General features: G+C 62.7%; 18 protein-coding genes and 1 tRNA gene. 11 read left to right on the forward strand and 8 right to left on the reverse strand.

From position 1 onward, the window contains the following. Complete coding sequence (locus HGP13_RS09245) at positions 1 to 396, forward strand: hypothetical protein (RefSeq protein WP_172224252.1); 396 nt, start codon at positions 1 to 3, stop codon at positions 394 to 396. A gap of 65 nt (positions 397 to 461) precedes the next feature. Here HGP13_RS09245 and HGP13_RS09250 read toward each other — a convergent pair whose 3' ends face one another. From HGP13_RS09250 to HGP13_RS09265, 4 genes are all read right to left on the reverse strand, one after another. Continuing rightward, entirely contained in the window at positions 462 to 1451 is a 990-nt protein-coding gene (locus HGP13_RS09250; protein WP_172224255.1) for a BMP family ABC transporter substrate-binding protein, read from the reverse strand. Positions 1452 to 1663: 212 nt separating this feature from the next. Beyond that, positions 1664 to 2326, reverse strand: coding sequence for a peptide-methionine (S)-S-oxide reductase MsrA (gene msrA, locus HGP13_RS09255; protein ID WP_172224257.1), 663 nt, complete (start codon positions 2324 to 2326; stop codon positions 1664 to 1666). 38 nt (positions 2327 to 2364) lie between these two features. Further along, entirely contained in the window at positions 2365 to 2688 is a 324-nt protein-coding gene (locus HGP13_RS09260) for a hypothetical protein (RefSeq protein WP_172224260.1), read from the reverse strand. A gap of 110 nt (positions 2689 to 2798) precedes the next feature. Continuing rightward, positions 2799 to 3455: a hypothetical protein gene (locus HGP13_RS09265; RefSeq protein ID WP_246707319.1), complete on the reverse strand. Its 657-nt coding sequence runs from the start codon at positions 3453 to 3455 to the stop codon at positions 2799 to 2801. A gap of 447 nt (positions 3456 to 3902) precedes the next feature. Between HGP13_RS09265 and HGP13_RS09270 the strand changes: the two genes are divergently transcribed. Further along, positions 3903 to 3992, forward strand: a tRNA-Ser gene (locus HGP13_RS09270). A gap of 35 nt (positions 3993 to 4027) precedes the next feature. Here the strand turns inward: HGP13_RS09270 and HGP13_RS09275 are convergent. Then, entirely contained in the window at positions 4028 to 5065 is a 1038-nt protein-coding gene (locus HGP13_RS09275) for a methyltransferase domain-containing protein (protein WP_210266348.1), read from the reverse strand. A 95-nt stretch (positions 5066 to 5160) separates the two neighbouring features. Between HGP13_RS09275 and HGP13_RS09280 the strand changes: the two genes are divergently transcribed. After that, on the forward strand, positions 5161 to 5463 hold the full coding sequence (locus tag HGP13_RS09280) for a DUF982 domain-containing protein (protein ID WP_172224268.1): 303 nt from the start codon (positions 5161 to 5163) through the stop codon (positions 5461 to 5463). Between the two features lie 145 nt (positions 5464 to 5608). Here HGP13_RS09280 and HGP13_RS09285 read toward each other — a convergent pair whose 3' ends face one another. Then, positions 5609 to 5806: a hypothetical protein gene (locus HGP13_RS09285; protein ID WP_172224271.1), complete on the reverse strand. Its 198-nt coding sequence runs from the start codon at positions 5804 to 5806 to the stop codon at positions 5609 to 5611. Positions 5807 to 5943: 137 nt separating this feature from the next. Beyond that, positions 5944 to 6180, reverse strand: coding sequence for a hypothetical protein (locus tag HGP13_RS09290; RefSeq protein ID WP_172224274.1), 237 nt, complete (start codon positions 6178 to 6180; stop codon positions 5944 to 5946). Positions 6181 to 6400: 220 nt separating this feature from the next. On the opposite strand from HGP13_RS09290, the gene HGP13_RS09295 reads away from it, so the two are divergent. Beyond that, a complete protein-coding gene (locus HGP13_RS09295) occupies positions 6401 to 7120 on the forward strand; it encodes a Crp/Fnr family transcriptional regulator (protein ID WP_172224277.1) in 720 nt (239 codons plus the stop codon). 174 nt (positions 7121 to 7294) lie between these two features. On the opposite strand, the gene HGP13_RS09300 is transcribed toward HGP13_RS09295, so the two are convergent. After that, positions 7295 to 7792 (reverse strand): ferritin-like domain-containing protein, encoded by a 498-nt coding sequence (locus tag HGP13_RS09300; protein ID WP_172224281.1) that lies wholly within the window; start codon positions 7790 to 7792, stop codon positions 7295 to 7297. 1128 nt (positions 7793 to 8920) lie between these two features. Here HGP13_RS09300 and kdpF point away from each other — a divergent pair. From kdpF to HGP13_RS09335, 7 genes are read left to right on the forward strand one after another with little or no spacing between them, the layout of a single operon-like run. Then, positions 8921 to 9010, forward strand: coding sequence for a K(+)-transporting ATPase subunit F (kdpF, locus tag HGP13_RS09305; RefSeq protein ID WP_032918612.1), 90 nt, complete (start codon positions 8921 to 8923; stop codon positions 9008 to 9010). 31 nt (positions 9011 to 9041) lie between these two features. Next, entirely contained in the window at positions 9042 to 10745 is a 1704-nt protein-coding gene (gene kdpA, locus HGP13_RS09310) for a potassium-transporting ATPase subunit KdpA (RefSeq protein WP_172224285.1), read from the forward strand. 7 nt (positions 10746 to 10752) lie between these two features. Continuing rightward, a complete protein-coding gene (locus HGP13_RS09315; RefSeq protein WP_172224288.1) occupies positions 10753 to 10968 on the forward strand; it encodes a hypothetical protein in 216 nt (71 codons plus the stop codon). Then, positions 10965 to 13058: a potassium-transporting ATPase subunit KdpB gene (gene kdpB / locus HGP13_RS09320; protein WP_172224292.1), complete on the forward strand. Its 2094-nt coding sequence runs from the start codon at positions 10965 to 10967 to the stop codon at positions 13056 to 13058. Before HGP13_RS09315 ends, kdpB begins: the two co-directional genes overlap by 4 nt. Before the next feature lie 12 nt (positions 13059 to 13070). After that, the gene (gene kdpC, locus HGP13_RS09325; protein ID WP_172224296.1) at positions 13071 to 13637 is read left to right on the forward strand and encodes a potassium-transporting ATPase subunit KdpC; all 567 of its coding nucleotides are present in this window, start codon (positions 13071 to 13073) and stop codon (positions 13635 to 13637) included. A gap of 57 nt (positions 13638 to 13694) precedes the next feature. Further along, entirely contained in the window at positions 13695 to 16430 is a 2736-nt protein-coding gene (locus HGP13_RS09330; RefSeq protein WP_172224299.1) for a sensor histidine kinase KdpD, read from the forward strand. Further along, entirely contained in the window at positions 16427 to 17116 is a 690-nt protein-coding gene (locus tag HGP13_RS09335) for a response regulator transcription factor (RefSeq protein ID WP_172224303.1), read from the forward strand. The genes HGP13_RS09330 and HGP13_RS09335 overlap by 4 nt, the downstream gene beginning before the upstream one ends. The last annotated feature ends 10 nt before the right edge of the window (positions 17117 to 17126 follow it).

A 17126-nucleotide genomic window follows, 5' to 3' on the forward strand; every position in this document is an offset into this window, starting at 1 on the left:
ATGAGCGACCGCATCGCAAGGGCCGGTGACTATGTGCTTGGCCTGATGAATGACGCGGAGCGCGAACGGGCCGAGCGCGATCTGGAAATCGACCCCGCCTTCCGCGACGCCGTGCTGCAGCTTGCCGAACGCATGCATATGTTCGACCGTGCCGAAAAAGGGGGTGGCCGGCCCGAAAATCACTGGGAACTGGTCACTCAGCGTATCGCGGAGTTGCCGCAGATGCGCAGCGTTGGGCTGGGTGGCTATGATGCCAGGCCGCGCCCGGTGATCCGAAGCCTGTCCCGGTCACCGTACGGCGTTGGCGTGCATTCGCTCGGTGGCCGGCGCGGCACTGTCATCGCCATCGCGCTGATCGCGGTCTTTGCCCTGGGCTATCTCGTCGGGAAATTGTAGGGCCGACGCAAAACCGCCGGACTTGCGTCCGGCGGTTGCAGATCATGGCTGTATGGCGCCGCCGATCAATACGGGCAGGCGTTGTCGGCCGTATAGTCGTGCACCTGGATCTTGCCGGCGATGATGTCCGCCTTGGCCTTCTCAACCGCAGCCTTCATCTCGGGGGTGACCAGCGCCTTGTTGTTGTCGTCCATGGCGTAGTCGACGCCGCCTTCCTTGAGGCCGAGATTCTCGAGGCCGCCCTTGAAGGTGCCGTTCTTGCCGTCCATGAAGGCGGTGTAGACGGCCACGTCGACGCGCTTCATCATCGAGGTCAGAACCTTGCCGGGCTGCAGGCCGTTCTGGTTGGAATCGACGCCGATGCCGAGCTTGCCGGCATCAGCCGCCGCCTGCAGCACGCCGACGCCGGTGCCGCCGGCCGCGGCGTAGACCACGTCGGAGCCCTGATCGATCTGCGTCTTGGCGATTTCGCCGCCCTTGGCCGGATCGTTCCAGGCAGCCGGCGTATCGCCGGTCATGTTCTGGATGACGTCGGTCGCGCCGGCCGACTTGGCGCCGCCGACATAGCCGCATTCGAACTTGCGGATCAGCGGGATGTCCATGCCGCCGATGAAGGAGACCTTCTTCGACTTCGATGCCATCGCCGCCATGATGCCGACGAGATAGGAGCCTTCGTTCTCCTTGAACACCAGCGAGCGGACATTGGGCAAGTCGACGGCGTCGTCGATGATGGCGAATTTGAGATCGGGATATTCGGCCGCGACCTTCTTCAGCGCATCCTCCCAGGCAAAGCCGGCCATGACGATCGGGTTGTGGCCGTCCTCGGCGAAGCGGCGCAGCGCCTGCTCGCGCTGCGAGGCGTTGGACACTTCGAACTCGACATAGGGCGTGCCGGTCTCGGTCTTGAATTTCTCGGCGCCATGGAAGGCAGCCTCGTTGAAGGATTTGTCGAACTTGCCGCCCAGATCATAAAGAATGGCCGGCTGGACATCCGCGGCGAAAGCCGGAAGAACCATTGCGGTTGCGGCCAGGAGGCCGAGAACGATACGTTTCATGTGATCCACACCCTGTCGGTTATTTTTTCCGTTACGCACCGCCTGCCTGCCCGGTTCACCGGCAGCCACGCGACGTCAGCCAGGAGTGTATTCCCCTCCCGCTCCTGGGCAATCTGGCACGGCCCGAAACAAAATTCACGCGGAATTTTGACCTTTTGGAAAAGCGTGCCACGGGCAGGCCGCTCGGCAGTCCGATCCTTGCGCGTGAGCCATCAAGCGGTGGCGGCCAGCATGGCGCAGGCGATGCCGGTGCCCTTGAGGTTGCAATAGCCGTAGGGGTTCTTGGCCAGATATTGCTGGTGATCGGCCTCGGCGAAGTAGAAGGCGGGCGTCGGCGCGATCTCGGTGGTGATCTTGCCGTGGCCGGCACCACGCAGCTGGGCCTGATAGGCGTCGCGCGCGGCGTTCGCCGCCTGGAATTGCCGCTCGCTTGATGTGTAGATCGCGGAGCGGTAGGTGGTGCCGACATCATTGCCCTGGCGCATGCCTTGCGTCGGGTCATGGCTTTCCCAGAACAGCCGCAGAAGCTCGGTATAGGAGACCGTCTTGGGGTCGAAGACGACCAGCACCACTTCGGCATGGCCGGTCAGTCCCGTGCAGGTTTCCTGATAGGTCGGATTGGGCGTGATGCCGCCGGCATAGCCGACGGCCGTGACCCAGACGCCTTCGATTTGCCAGAACAACCGCTCGGCGCCCCAGAAGCAGCCGAGCCCGGACATCGCCGTCTCCAGCCCCTCGGGGTAGGGGCCTTTCAGCGGCCGTTTCAGGACATGGTGCCTGGACGTTGTTGCGATCGCCTTGGCGCGACCCGGCAAAGCCTCGGACGGCTTCGGCAGATTGAGCTTCTTGTTCAGCATGTCACTGAGAAAGAACATGCGCGGCCTTCCTTCCCGTCAGGATGCAAGAAAATCGATCAGTTGGCGGCGAATTGGCCCGTGCGCCGCTGGCGGCGGTAGCCGATGGCGTAGAGCAGGAAGGCCAGCACCGCGAACACGGCAAAGCCCGGCTGGTTGAGCACCCAGGCGATGGCGCCGTCCCACAGCAGCGGACTGGCCTTGGCGCGGACGAAGGTTTCGAAGGCCGCCCGCGTGTCCGGCGAGACGGCCAGCCAGCTGGCGTTGAGCGGGGTCAGCACAAGCGCCGAAGCCGCCACCGTGCGCGTCGTGTCGAGCACCGCCATGATGACGGAAACCGACAGCGCCACCATGGCGGCAAGACGAAAAATGAAGCGAAACATCAAGCTCTCCCCCCGGCCGATCCTGGACGGGATCTCCGGCACCAGCGAGAAATAGAGTGCGCATGGCTTGCCCGCAACCGCGATACACGAATTTGAAGGGCTTCCTCTCTTTATGCCACCGGCTTGCGCCTGCGCCGGTGAACGAGCCAGACGGCAAGAATGCCACCGACAATGGCGCCGACCACCAGCCCGCCGAGGCCGAAGAAGGCAGCGAAATAGCCGCAGCCGCCCTCGAAACAGCTTACCTCGGCGACATCGGCGATCACCGAACCGGCGAAGAAGCCGCCCACGGCGCCGATGGCGGCGCCGAGGACGATGCCGAGCAAGGCCGCGGCAATGGAAACCAGGACCGGCGGCGCCTCGGTTTCCGGTTTGGCGTAGACGGTCTCGGCGCCGGAGCCGCCGCGCAGCAGGTAGATGCAAAGCAGGCCGACGCCGATCTCGATGGCGGTGATGCCCAGGCTCCTGGCGGAGAAGACGAATTCCGGCACGGTGAGCACATAGGCCTGCCTTGCCAGCACCCAGACGATGAGGGTCATCTGCCAGATGGTGAAATGGTGGGGGAAGCGCCCCGAGCGGCCAAAGGCGAGGCCGAGCAGGTAAAGCCCCCACAGGATGATGATGACATTGGCGACGAGCCCGCCAAGCAGGAAATAGAGGATCTTGTCCGGCACGCCGGAATTGCCGACCAGCCACCAGGCCGACGCCAGGCCATAGACCGACCACGCCATCACGAAGATGAGCCAGCCGACCGGGACATAGAACATGTCGCCGCCCGGGCGCCCCACTGGCGCCTGTCCACCACTTGGGATTCCACTGGCCGGTTGTTCGCTGCTTGACGTCATGTCAGGACGATGCCCCCGCAAAGCCTCTGTTTCACTCGACAGCCGGCTGGCGGCGAAGTCAAGCATGGCGGGTCCTGCTGCCTTGCCTGTGCACATCATTCGGGGTGCGGGCACCCCGGAAACGGCTGCGGCGGCGACCCCAGGAAACACCATGTGGCCGGCAAAGCGAATAGAGCACCGTTATGGCTTGGCATTCGGCGCGGGATCGACTAGATGAGCCCCGCGCCTGTTGCTTCGACGGCTCAGGTGCCGGGGAAGGATGTCCGCTGGTTGGGCGGCGTCCATGGTGCGGACATTCCGCGCCGCGGCCCCAAAGGAGATGCATCTCCCCAACCCGCGCGGCGAAACCGGCCGCGCGAAGGCAAAGACGGAGAGGTGGCCGAGTGGTTGAAGGCGCACGCCTGGAAAGTGTGTTTACGGGAGACCGTAACGCGGGTTCGAATCCCGCTCTCTCCGCCAGTTTCATCTAAATCACTAAAATCGCTTGGTGGTCATCAGCGGCCACGTGAGCGAGCCCGTTTGATAAAGCGAGGAAGGGCAAGCCAGCGACCAAGCCCCGTTGCTGGCCGTGTAGGTTCGACGGCTGTCCTGTTTCCGGCGGCTGAAGCCGGCTTGGTGCAGACAATCAGGTCCGTGTATTCACCAAGGATACCGTGTGTGCGATCAGCGAAGCGATACACGCGAACGTCAAATGGTGCCCACTCCGCGATGGCCAGGTGGAGATCGTAGCCGTAATCGACAGTCACGATGGAACCGTCGCTGCTGACCGGATTTCCGTGGATTTCCGGCGCTTTCAAATGCTCTCTCGTCCCATCCGCATGCTGAACGAACCTGCGCTCCCATGCGTTGGTTTGAGATTTCCGGACCGGAAAGGTACAGATGTAAGTTCCGCCGGGTTTTATCGTTCTGAAAATCTCCGGAATGACCTTGTCCGGATGATATACGTGCTCCATCACGTCGAGCGTCACCGTGATGTCAAAGCAGCAATCTTCAAAAGTCAGGCTTTCGAGGCTTTCATTGCGAACTCCCTTGTGCATTGACCCGAATGGCTGGTCCGGGAAGTATTGAGAAGCGATGTAGTATCGCGCGTCCCGCTTCATCACCGGAGATATGCCTCTGACTTCGGGCGATGACTCATGGATGTGCAAGTTGCGCCAGCCGGGTCTCAGCTCATTGAGGATCAGCGCCAGCGCCCGCTCCCTGGGGATCGACCCTTTAGGGCACGATGTACACACCAGTTCCTGGCGAAGCCAGGCGCCCTTCGCCAGGAACTCTGTGTTCTTCTGGCAAATGGGGCAAAACCCCGAAATTTTCCACGGCTGAAATTCGCTCATCAGTCTCGTCGATAGCTGTTCGTGAGCACCTTCGCCACTCCATTCAATGAAGACAAATTTCAAGGATGGCCAAATACCGAAGTCGGCGTCCATCACTTCGGCATGCTGCTGATCCGCGTCAGCGGCAGCCTTGGCTGGTGGACCGGGCATCTGATGTAGCCCCACGGGCAAGCGGCGCGAAGGAATAAAAGCGTTCATCTGGAACCTCCCGCGCTGCCGCGCGTTTCACGGCGTCCCGTCCGTGGACCAGCCCGGATATTTCTCCTGGCGCTGCCATAATCAGGAGCCGTTTCATGTACGACAAGCTGTTTCATTCGCCGGTGGCGCTGACCGTCGGCCTCGGCTTCAAGCGCGAGATCGCCTCGCTGGCCGAGATGCACGATTTCCTGACCAACTGGACGACGTCGCGCCGTGGTCCGCTCTATCGCCACGCCGTCGAGGCGTGTGATCTGGCGCTGGAAGGTTGCATCACCAGGGATGAGGCGCGCCATGCGCTCGTCGACTTCGCGAAAGCCACCGGCATTCTCTGGCCCGAGATCGAGCCGGTGATCGTGGCGCGCGCCGTCGCGCGCGGCTATGGCGGCTACGCCGCTTGATTTCTGAGGCCACCTCCCGTCGTGGTGGCCAATTCAATATCGATCGCCACAGAAAGCCCGGCCTGGCCCTCCCAGCCGGGCTTTCACTCTGCTAAGGGAAGATCGCGTTTATCTACGGCGATGTTGCCCGGCGCTTTTGGGGCAATCAACCTTTCGAAGGCGCACCCCGGCGTGCCGGGCTGTGCCTCGTCGGATCAGGCGCCTGCGCTGACTGCGCGGCAAGGCGCAGCTCTCTCAATCTGGCTGTCTTTGCCTCGCGGGCCGCCCGCTCGGCATCGATCACGATCTGCGATTCACGTTTGGCGCGCTCGTCACGCTGGGTGTCGACTTTTGCACGGACCATGTGCTCCTACCTCCATCACGCAGAGCTGGCGGTTCGGAACGCCGCCTCTTCCGCCCCGCATGGTGCAGCGTCGCGGCGAAGGCGGCGATTACAAATGATGGTCGGAAAACTTTTGCCACCGATGCCGGGGAGGGCCGTCAGTCGCACCAGCCTGACGAGACGACCAGCGACGCCTCGAAGATCTGGCGCCCGTCCTCGTCGCGTACCTTGACGGTGATCGCGGTGTGGTCGTTTTCGATGATCTCATCGCGGACGATGTCGGGCAGGATGCGGATCGCTTCGCGCCGCATGCGTTCGCGGGTTTCGAAGACCTGGCCGTCATCATCGACCGTCAGACCGTCGCCATTGTAGAGGTCGAGATAGTATCGAGGCATAGTGGGCCGGACCTCAGGCTGTTGAAATGGCGAGATATTCAACCGACAATTCGCGGACCGGGCAGTTGTTCCACCAATGGTGGCATTTGCCGTGGAACAAGCGGGTCCAACAAATGTTAATGCCCATGAGCAGCCAAGGGCCTAGTTCATGCAAAGCCGCCTTGCTTCCGACAGAAACACTTGGGGGTCGGCCCCGGAAGCCCTTTCGCCGGAGATCGCGGTGCTAGAATCCCTTTACCTGAACCTCGGCCAGCACGATGCGCTGTCGGACGCCGAAAAGGCGCTGCTGGCCGGCGCCATGACGTTTGAACGGCATTTCGCCGTCGGCCAGGACATTGTCGCATCGGGATCGCGGCCGACCTATTCGACGCTGGTCCTCGATGGGCTGGCGGCGCGCTACAAGGTGCTGGAGAATGGCGGCCGGCAGTTCACCTCATTGCAGGTGCCCGGCGACTTTGTCGATCTCCACGCCTTCCTGCTGAAGACCATGGATCACGGCATCGTCGCTCTGTCGCCCTGCCATGTTATGTTCGCCGATCATGGCCGGCTTCGCACCATCACCGAGCAGGCGCCGCATCTCACCCGGCTGTTGTGGCTGGACACGCTGGTCGACGGCGCCATTCATCGCGAATGGATCGTCGCCATGGGACGGCGGTCCAAGACCTCGCATCTGGCGCATCTGGTCTGTGAGCTTTTCGTGCGGCTGCAGGTGGTGCAGCGGACCAACGGCATGAGCTTTCACCTGCCGCTCTCGCAAGCAGAGATGGCCGACGTGCTTGGCCTGTCGGTGGTGCACATGAATCGGGTTATCGGCGCCTTGCGCAAGGTAGGCGTCGTCAGCTGGGCAAACCACACGGTGACCATTTTGGACTGGCACCGGCTGCAGGAGATCGCCGAGTTCGATCCGACGTATCTAAGCATGATGCGGGAACCGCGCTAAGGTGTATTGATATTCAGGTGAGGCCGGCCTGCAAACGATGGGTTTCTCCGCATCCGGTGCTCACGTACTTAAGTACGCTCCGCTCCGGTTCTCGAAACCCACCATTTTCGGCTCGGCCTGACCTGAATCTCAACACACCTTTGGCCGGTCAACGCGGCCCCCGATCTTGCGGATTTACGCTGCTTCGGCGGCGACGTTGACAGCCGACTCCGCGATCTTGGTCAGCGTCTCGTCGGTCACCTTCTCTTCCTTCAGCGTCGCTTCGAGAAGCGTCACGGCTTCGTTCAGGCCGAGTTCGCCGGCCCATGTCCGCAGCGTGCCATAGCGCGAGATCTCGTAGTGTTCGACCGCTTGCGCGGCGGCCAGCAGGCCGGCATCGAGCGCGGGAGAGCCCTTGTACTCCTCCATGATCTCGGCGCCTTCCTCGGTGATGCCCATGATGGCCGCACAGGTCTTGCCGACCGGCTTCTTGCCGATGACGCCGAAGACCTTCTCCAGCCTCGCGACATGGCCTTCGGTTTCGGTGCGGTGCTTTTCGAAGGCAGCCTTCAACTCGCCACTTTGCGCGGCCTTGGCCATTTTCGGCAGCGTCGCCAGTATCTTCTTTTCGGCGAAATAGATGTCCTTCAGCGTGTCGTGAAACAGGTCGTCGAGCATTTTCTGTTTTGCCATTGTCATCTCCTTCAGTTGGTCCCTCGCGTCGACAATCTCGCATTGGAGGATTTGTTCCGACTGATCCGCATCCCGAAAATCTTTATAAAATTCCTATTTCTTTCCACCCTGTGGTCCTCTCCATCGCCATGCCGTGGAGGCCTGTGGCCTTGGGCTGGAAGGTTGCATATCACCAGGGATGAGGCGCGCCATGCGCTCGTCGAATTCGCGAAAGCCACCCCGGCATTCTCTGGCCCGAGATCGAGCCGGTCATGTCGCGCGCGGCTATGGCGGCTATGCCGCCTGATCGTCCGCGGTGCCCAGCGCCCCGCCCTTCACCGACAATGGTTCTGCCGTGTAGCTTCACCTCTCGAAGGACCAGGAGGGACCAGCCCGCTGCTGGGACTGGGGGGGCAGCGGGCTGTTGGGCTTGCACCCCAAGAGTAGCGAAAGGGCGGCATTGATGTTCGCTACTCCGAGACACCTTATGAGACTGGGCCAAGGTGCGCGACTTACGGATTCGTAAGAGGTGGCCTGCGGGGAATCTTGTGCGTGTCGGCGGCCTGCTGCCGCCGGATGGGCGCGGGCAGCGGGCCGCCATTCGCTTCGGCGGGTGGAGGCCCACCGGGCAGCAAAGTGCCGTTCACTGCCGACTGTGATGGTTAGCTGGGATTGCCTAGATCGGCGACTTACTGATTGGTAAGGAAAAGCGCTCCTTCTCGAGCGCATAGGTAGGCTTGCGCGCTCATACCACCAGCATGTTGGGTGCCCGCCACGCGTCGCGCCCATCCCGCCGATCCGCCATGGCTGGATCGGCCAGCCGATAGGTCCAGTCACGGCGATCCGCATCCCGAAAATCTTTATAAAATTCCTATTTCTTTCCGCCCCGCGCCGTCTCGATCCTTTATGGCGATCGGGTCCATATTTCGCAGGGAACAAAGAGCTCGGTCGCGATTATCCCTCGTGACGGAGCGTTTCCATATGGTTTCAGCCTGCCGATTGCAGGCCTACAGTGCGAAGCGCAAATAAAACGAAGATAAGGAAGATGCACGATGGATATCGTCGTTGTCGGGCTGGAGATTTTGTTCTTCGCCCTTTCCGTCGCCTACATCAAAGTCTGCGACATTCTTTAAACCGGAGGATCGCAACATGCTTCTCGACTATATCCTCGGCGGCGGTGTGACCTTGTTCCTGCTCGCCTATCTGACATACGCCCTCGTTCGCCCAGAACGCTTCTGACGGCAACAGCAAGGCACGGAAAGCTACAGCCATGACACTCAACGGATGGATACAGATCCTCGCCTACTGCGTGGTCCTCGTTCTGCTGGTGAAGCCGCTCGGCGGCTACATGTACCGCGTTTTTAACGGCGATCGCACATTTCTCTCGCCGATCCTCGGCCCCGTCGAGCGGGTCCTTTATCGCATTTCGGGAACCAGCGAGCGCGAAGAGCAGCACTGGACCGCCTATGCGGCAGGCATCATATTTTTCAGCCTGGCCAGCTTCCTGGTGCTTTATGTCCTGCAGCGTGTGCAAGGCGTGCTGCCCTACAATCCGGCCGGGATGCCAGCCGTTGAGCAGACCCTCGCCTTCAACACCGCCGTCAGCTTCGTGACCAACACCAACTGGCAGAATTACGGCGGCGAAAGCACGATGTCCTACCTCGTGCAGATGGCCGGCCTGACGGTCCAGAACTTCATGTCGGCGGCGGTCGGCATCGCCATCGCGGTGGCGCTGATCCGCGGCTTCGCCCGGCATTCGGTCAAGTCGATCGGCAATTTCTGGGTCGATATGACCCGCTGCACGCTCTACATCCTGCTGCCGCTCAGCATTGTGCTCACCCTTGTCTATGTCTGGCTCGGCATGCCGCAGACGCTCGGGCCCTATGTCGACGCCACCACGCTCGAAGGCGCCAAGCAGACGATCGCTCTCGGCCCGGTTGCCTCGCAGGTCGCCATCAAGATGCTTGGCACCAATGGCGGCGGTTTCTTCAACGCCAATGCCTCGCATCCATTCGAAAACCCCGACGCGATCTCGAACTTCATCCAGATGGTCACGATCTTCGCGCTCGGTGCGGCGCTGACCAACGTCTTCGGCCGCATGGTCGGCAACCAGCGCCAGGGCTGGGCGATCCTGGCCACGATGGGTGTCCTGTTCATCGCCGGCGTCGCCATCTGTTACTGGGCGGAAGCATCCGGCAATCCGCTGGTGCACGCGCTGGGCATCGACGGCGGCAACATGGAAGGCAAGGAGACCCGCTTCGGCATCGCCCTGTCGGCACTGTTTGCCGTCATCACCACGGCCGCCTCCTGCGGCGCGGTCAACGCCATGCATGACTCGTTCACCGCGCTCGGCGGCTTCATCCCGATGATCAACATGCAGCTCGGCGAAGTCATCGTCGGCGGCGTCGGCGCCGGTTTCTACGGCATCCTGATGTTCATCGTCGTCGCCGTCTTCGTTGCCGGCCTGATGGTTGGCCGCACGCCCGAATATCTCGGCAAGAAGATCGAGGCCAAGGAGGTCAAGATGGCAATGCTCGCCATCCTCTGCCTGCCGCTGGCGATGCTGACCTTCACAGCCATCGCGGTCGTGCTGCCAAGCGCCGTGGCCTCGATGGCCAATGGCGGTCCGCACGGCTTCTCCGAAGTTCTCTATGCCTACACTTCGGCGGCGGCGAACAACGGCTCGGCCTTTGGCGGCCTCTCCGGCAACACGCCCTGGTACAACATCACGCTCGGCATCACCATGTGGATGGGTCGCTTCTTCGTCATCATCCCGGCGCTTGCCATCGCCGGCTCGCTGGCGACGAAGAAGACGGTGCCCGCCTCCGCCGGCACCTTCCCGACCGACGGCCCGCTGTTCGTCGGCCTGCTGGTCGGCGTCATCCTGATCGTCGTCGGCCTTACCTTCTTCCCGGCGCTGGCGATCGGTCCGATCGTCGAACATCTGGCCATGATCCACGGGCAGACCTTCTGAGGCCGGCATGTCCTGGTTCAACATCATGCGACGCCACGTCAAGCGTCGGACCGACAAGGAGGGGGAGACAATCCCCCCTCCTTTCCCGACCGTGTCCACATTCCTCGGCATTGCGGCAGTCATGATCGTGATCTGGCTGCTGGTCTATGGGCCGCCGCATCTTCCTTCGGCATCCGATCGATCGGTGCCTGCAAACATTTCAGATACTGGAGCCAACAAATGAGCCAGTCCAAATCCGCGAGCATCATGGATGCCCGCATCCTGTGGCCCGCCATTGGTGGAGCCTTCAAGAAACTGAACCCGCGCACCCTGATCAAGAACCCGGTGATGTTCGTCGTCGCCGTCGTCTCGGCGCTGACCACCGTGTTGTTCGTCAGGGACCTGATCACCGGCGGCGGCGATTTCAAATTCACGCTGCAGATCATCATCTGGCTGTGGTTCACCGTGCTGTTCGCCAATTTCGCCGAGGCGGTCGCCGAGGGCCGCGGCAAGGCGCAGGCCGACTCGCTGCGCAAGGCGCGCACCGAGACCCAGGCCAAGCTTCTGGCCGGCGAGGACCGGACCAAGTTCAAGCTGGTGCCCGGCACCAGCCTGAAGGTCGGTGACATCGTCCTCGTCGAAGCCGGCGACATCATCCCGTCGGACGGCGAAGTGATCGAAGGCGTCGCCTCGGTCAACGAAGCGGCAATCACCGGTGAGTCGGCCCCCGTCATCCGCGAATCCGGCGGCGACCGTTCGGCCGTCACCGGCGGTACGCAGGTGCTGTCCGACTGGATCCGCCTGCGCATCACCGCCGCCTCCGGCCACACCTTCCTCGACCGCATGATCTCGCTGGTCGAAGGTGCCGAGCGCCAGAAGACGCCGAACGAGATCGCGCTCAACATCCTTTTGGTCGGCATGACGCTGATCTTCGTGCTGGCCACCGCAACCATCCCGAGCTTTGCCTCCTATTCGGGCGGCTATATCTCGGTGACCGTGCTCGTCGCCCTGTTCGTCACCCTGATCCCGACCACCATCGGCGCGCTGCTGTCGGCGATCGGCATCGCCGGCATGGACCGGCTGGTGCGCTTCAACGTGCTCGCCATGTCGGGCCGTGCCGTCGAGGCCGCCGGCGACGTCGACACGCTGCTGCTCGACAAGACCGGCACGATCACGCTCGGCAACCGCCAGGCGACGGAATTCCGTCCGGTCAAGGGCGTCACCGAACAGGAACTGGCCGACGCGGCGCAACTCGCCTCGCTCGCCGACGAAACGCCGGAAGGCCGCTCGATCGTCGTCCTGGCCAAGGAGAAATACGGCATCCGCGCCCGTGACATGGCAACGCTACACGCAACCTTCGTTCCCTTCACCGCACAGACCCGCATGAGCGGGGTCGACGTCGACGGCTCGTCGGTGCGCAAGGGCGCGGTCGATTCCGTGCTTGCCCATGTCAATCAGTCGACGGTCGCCGCCCACGGCACGCGTCCCAGCAGCGATTCCGTCAGGGATCTCCAGACGGTCGCCGACGAGATTGCCAAGTCCGGCGGCACGCCGCTGGCGGTCGAGCGCGACGGGCGCCTGCTCGGCGTCGTCCATCTCAAGGACATCGTCAAGGGCGGCATCAGCGAGCGCTTCACGGAACTGCGCCGCATGGGCATTCGCACGGTGATGATCACCGGCGACAATCCGTTGACGGCGGCCGCGATCGCAGCGGAAGCCGGCGTCGACGACTTCCTTGCCCAGGCGACGCCCGAGGACAAGCTGAAGCTGATCCGCGACGAACAGGCCAAGGGCAAGCTGGTCGCCATGTGCGGTGACGGCACCAACGATGCGCCGGCCCTTGCCCAGGCCGATGTCGGCGTCGCCATGAACACCGGCACGGTCGCCGCGCGCGAAGCCGGCAACATGATCGATCTCGACAGCGATCCGACCAAGCTCATCGAGATCGTCGAGATCGGCAAGGCTCTGCTGATGACGCGCGGTTCGCTGACGACCTTCTCGATCGCCAACGACGTGGCCAAGTATTTCGCCATCATCCCGGCCATGTTCGCCGTCTTCTACGTCGCGCCGGGGCAGACCACCGGCCCGCTGCAGGCGCTCAACATCATGCATCTGGGGACGCCGCAGAGCGCCATCCTGTCGGCCATCATCTTCAACGCGCTGATCATCATCGCGCTGATCCCGCTGTCGCTGAAAGGCGTCAAGTATCGTGCGATTGGCGCCGGCGCGCTGCTCAGCCGCAACCTTTTGGTCTACGGTCTCGGCGGCATCATCGTCCCCTTCGTCGGCATCAAGGCGATCGATATGATCGTCACCGCCCTCGGCCTCGCTTAAGGAACAAGTTCCATGCTCACCCAGATAAGACCCGCGATCATCATGATCGTCTTCTTCACGGTCCTGACCGGCCTGATCTATCCGATCGGCATGACCGGCATTGCCCAGGCGCTGTTCCCGCGCCAGGCCAATGGCAGCCTGATCGAGAAGGACGGCAAGGTCATCGGCTCCGAACTGATAGGCCAGGGTTTTGCCGGCGACAAGTATTTCCATGGCCGTATTTCGGCGGCCGGCAGCAACGGCTACGACGCCACCGCATCCGGCGGCACCAATCTCGGCCCGACCAACCCCAAGCTGATCGACCGCATCAAGGGCGACGCCGACAAGCTGAAGGCGGAGAATCCGAGCCAGCCGGTGCCGATGGATATGGTGACGTCGTCGGGCAGCGGCCTCGATCCCCATATCAGCCCTGAAGCCGCCTACTTCCAGGTTCCCCGTGTCGCCAAGGCCAGGGGCATCGACGAAGCCAAGATCAAGGCGCTTGTCGACGGTCAGGTCGAGAGCAGGGAACTCGGCTTCATGGGAGAGCCGGTGGTTAATGTTCTGGCGCTCAACCTGGCGCTGGACGCCGCTAAGTAGTTGATGGCGAGGGCCGGGGATCGACAGCATCCCCGGACCTCTCCATGATCGATCCTGATGCCGGACGACAGAAGCAACGAAAACAGACCTTCCCCCGACGCGCTGCTCGAGCATGCCGAGCGGGAGGGACGCGGCCGTCTGCGGATATTCCTTGGCGCGGCACCCGGTGTCGGCAAGACCTACGAAATGCTGATGTCGGGCCGTGCCAAACTGGCCGACGGCATCGATGTGGTGATCGGCGTCGTCGAGACACACGGCCGCAAGGAAACCCAGGCCCTGGTCGAGGGTTATGAAATCATTCCCCGCCGCAAGGTCGACTACAAGGGGCGCATGCTCGACGAGATGGACATCGACGCTATCATCGCCCGGCGTCCGGCGCTGGTTCTCGTCGATGAACTCGCTCACACCAACGCGCCCGGCAGCCGCCACCCCAAGCGCTATCTCGACGTCCAGGAAATCCTGACGCAAGGCATCGACGTCTACACGACGCTCAACGTCCAGCATGTCGAAAGCCTGAACGATGTCGTCGCCCAGATCACCAAGGTCAGGGTCCGCGAGACGGTTCCAGATTCCATCATCGACCAGGCCGACGATGTCGAGATCATCGATCTTACCCCCGACGACCTGATCAAGCGGCTCGAGGAAGGCAAGGTCTACTTCCCCAACACCGCCCAGCGCGCCATCGAGAACTATTTTTCGCCCGGCAATCTGACGGCGCTGAGGGAACTGGCGCTGCGCCGCACCGCGCAGCGCGTCGACGAGCAGTTACTTAACCACATGCAATCCCATGCCATCCAAGGCCCCTGGGCCGCCGGGGAACGGGTCCTCGTCTGCCTCGACGCGCGCCCGGGCGGTGCGGCCCGCATCCGCTATGCGCGCCGGCTGGCCGATCGGCTGCGTGCCCCGTGGACGGCGCTCCATGTCGACAGTCCTCGCTCGGCCAGCATGCCCGAGGACGACAAGGACCGGCTCGCAAACAATTTGCGCCTCGCCCAACAGCTCGGTGCCGAGGTGACGACCATTCCGGGTCAGAACGTGGCGCAAGACATCGTGCGCTATGCGACAGCGAACAATTTTACCCACATCGTGGTCGGCCGGCCGACCCGGTCGCGCTGGCGCGAATTGATCGAAGGCTCGCTGACCTATGATCTCATCCGCAATGCCGGCGACATCAGCGTCCATGTCATTTCGGGAACCGAACGCAACACCGAGGCGACATCAAGGAACGTCAGGACCGCCGATGAGCAGACGCCATTCCAGATCCGGCCCTATCTGCTGGCCACGGCCTATGTCGCCGGCTCGCTCGCCTTTGCCGCCCTGCTTGACCAGTTTCTCGATGTTCGCAACCTCGCGATCATCTTCCTCATCGGGGTGCTGGCGTCGGCGGTAACCGGCGGTCTCTGGCCTGCTCTGTACGCCTGTCTCGCCAGCGCACTTGCCTTCAACTATTTCTTCCTGGAGCCGCGCTACACGCTGACGATCCGGGATCCGGAGAGCATTGTCGCGCTCGGCGTGTTCCTGGTCGTCGCCGTCATTGCCAGCAATCTGACGGTGCGCGTGCAGCGCCAGGCGGTCGCCGCCCGTTCACGGGCGCGGGCCACGGAGGACATCTACCTCTTTTCAAAGAAACTCGCCGGTGCCGGCACGCTCGACGACGTGCTGTGGGCCACCGCCTTCCAGATCGCCTCGATGCTGAAGCTGCGGGTGGTGCTGCTTCTGCCCGAAGACGGCACCATCACCGTCAAGGCCGGCTATCCGCCCGACGACACGCTGGCCGAAGCCGACATCGCTGCCGCCCGCTGGGCCTGGGAGCACAACCGCGCCGCCGGGCGCGGCGCCGACACGCTGCCTGGTGCCAAGCGCCTCTATCTTCCGTTGCGGACAGGGCGCACGGCAATCGGCGTCGTCGGCCTCGACAATGACAAGCAGGGCCCGCTCTTGACGCCGGAACAGCAGCGCCTGCTCGACGCGCTGGCCGACCAGGCAGCGGTCGCCATCGAGCGTATCCAGCTGGTCGCCGACGTCGACCGCGCCAAGCTCCTGGCCGAGGCCGATCGGCTGCGCTCGGCGCTGCTGACCTCCATTTCGCACGACCTGAAAACGCCGCTCGCTGCTATCATGGGCGCGGCCGGCACGCTGCGGGAATTCGCGCCGGCACTTCCCGAAGAGGACCGGGCGGAGCTGCTGACGACCGTGCTGGACGAATCCGAGCGGCTGAACCGCTTCATCGCCAATCTGCTCGACATGACCAAGATCGAGTCCGGCGCAATGGAGCCGAACTTCGCCTTCCACTATGTCGGCGACATCGTCGGCTCCGCCCTGCAGAGGGCGAGGAAAATCATCGGCGAGCACAAGACCGAGGTGGATATCCTCTCGGATTTGCCGATGTTGAAAGTCGATCCCGTCCTGTTCGAGCAGGCGCTGTTCAACCTCCTCGACAATGCGGCGAAATACGCTCCGTCAGGCTCGACGATCCGGGTGCAGGGTTGGAGCGACAATGGCTCCGTCATCCTGCAGATCATGGATGAGGGGCTGGGTATTCCCCCCGGTGATCTGGAGCGGATTTTCGACACGTTCTACCGGGTACGCAAGCGTGACCAGATTCGCGCCGGCACCGGGCTCGGCCTGTCCATCTGCCGCGGCTTCATCGAGGCAATGGGGGGCACGATCACGGCGGCAAACCGAACCGACCGTTCGGGCGCGGTCTTCACCATCAAAATGTCGAAGCCGACGAACCCGCCCGATCTCAGCGCCGCCAATGCAGACGACAATGATGTGGATGATTTGGCATGACGAACGCGAATGTCAGGATATTGGTCGTCGATGACGAGCCGCCGATCCGCAAACTGCTTCGGGTCGGCCTCGGCAGCCAGGGCTACGCGGTCAGCGAAGCGCCGAACGCCAAGGCAGCGATCGAGCTGATGGACGAGGAAAAGCCCGATCTGGTGCTGCTCGATCTCGGCCTGCCCGGCATGAGCGGCCATGAGCTTCTGCGCAAATGGCGCGACGACGGCCTCGACATTCCCGTCGTCATTCTCTCCAGCCGCACCGACGAGGCCGGCATCGTCAATGCGCTCGAGCTCGGCGCCGACGATTATGTCACCAAGCCGTTCGGCATGAACGAACTGGTGGCGAGGATCCGCGTGGCGCTGCGGCACAAGTTCCAGCAGCAGGGCGAAAAGCCTGTGTTCCAGAGCGGCGACCTCAGCGTCGATCTGGTCAAGCGCATCGTCAAGGTCGAGGGCAAGGAGATAAAACTCTCGCCGAAGGAATACGACATCTTGCGCATCCTGGTGCAGCACGCCGGAAAAGTGCTGACCCACCATTTCATCCTGAAACAGATCTGGGGTGACACGACCGACGTGCAATATCTCAGGGTCTATGTCCGGCAGCTCAGGCAGAAGATCGAGAAGACCCCCGACCAGCCGCACCACATCACCACCGAGACCGGTGTCGGTTATCGGCTGCGGGTCGACTGAAACAATCTCG

Source organism: Mesorhizobium sp. NZP2077, assembly GCF_013170805.1.
Lineage (GTDB): Bacteria > Pseudomonadota > Alphaproteobacteria > Rhizobiales > Rhizobiaceae > Mesorhizobium.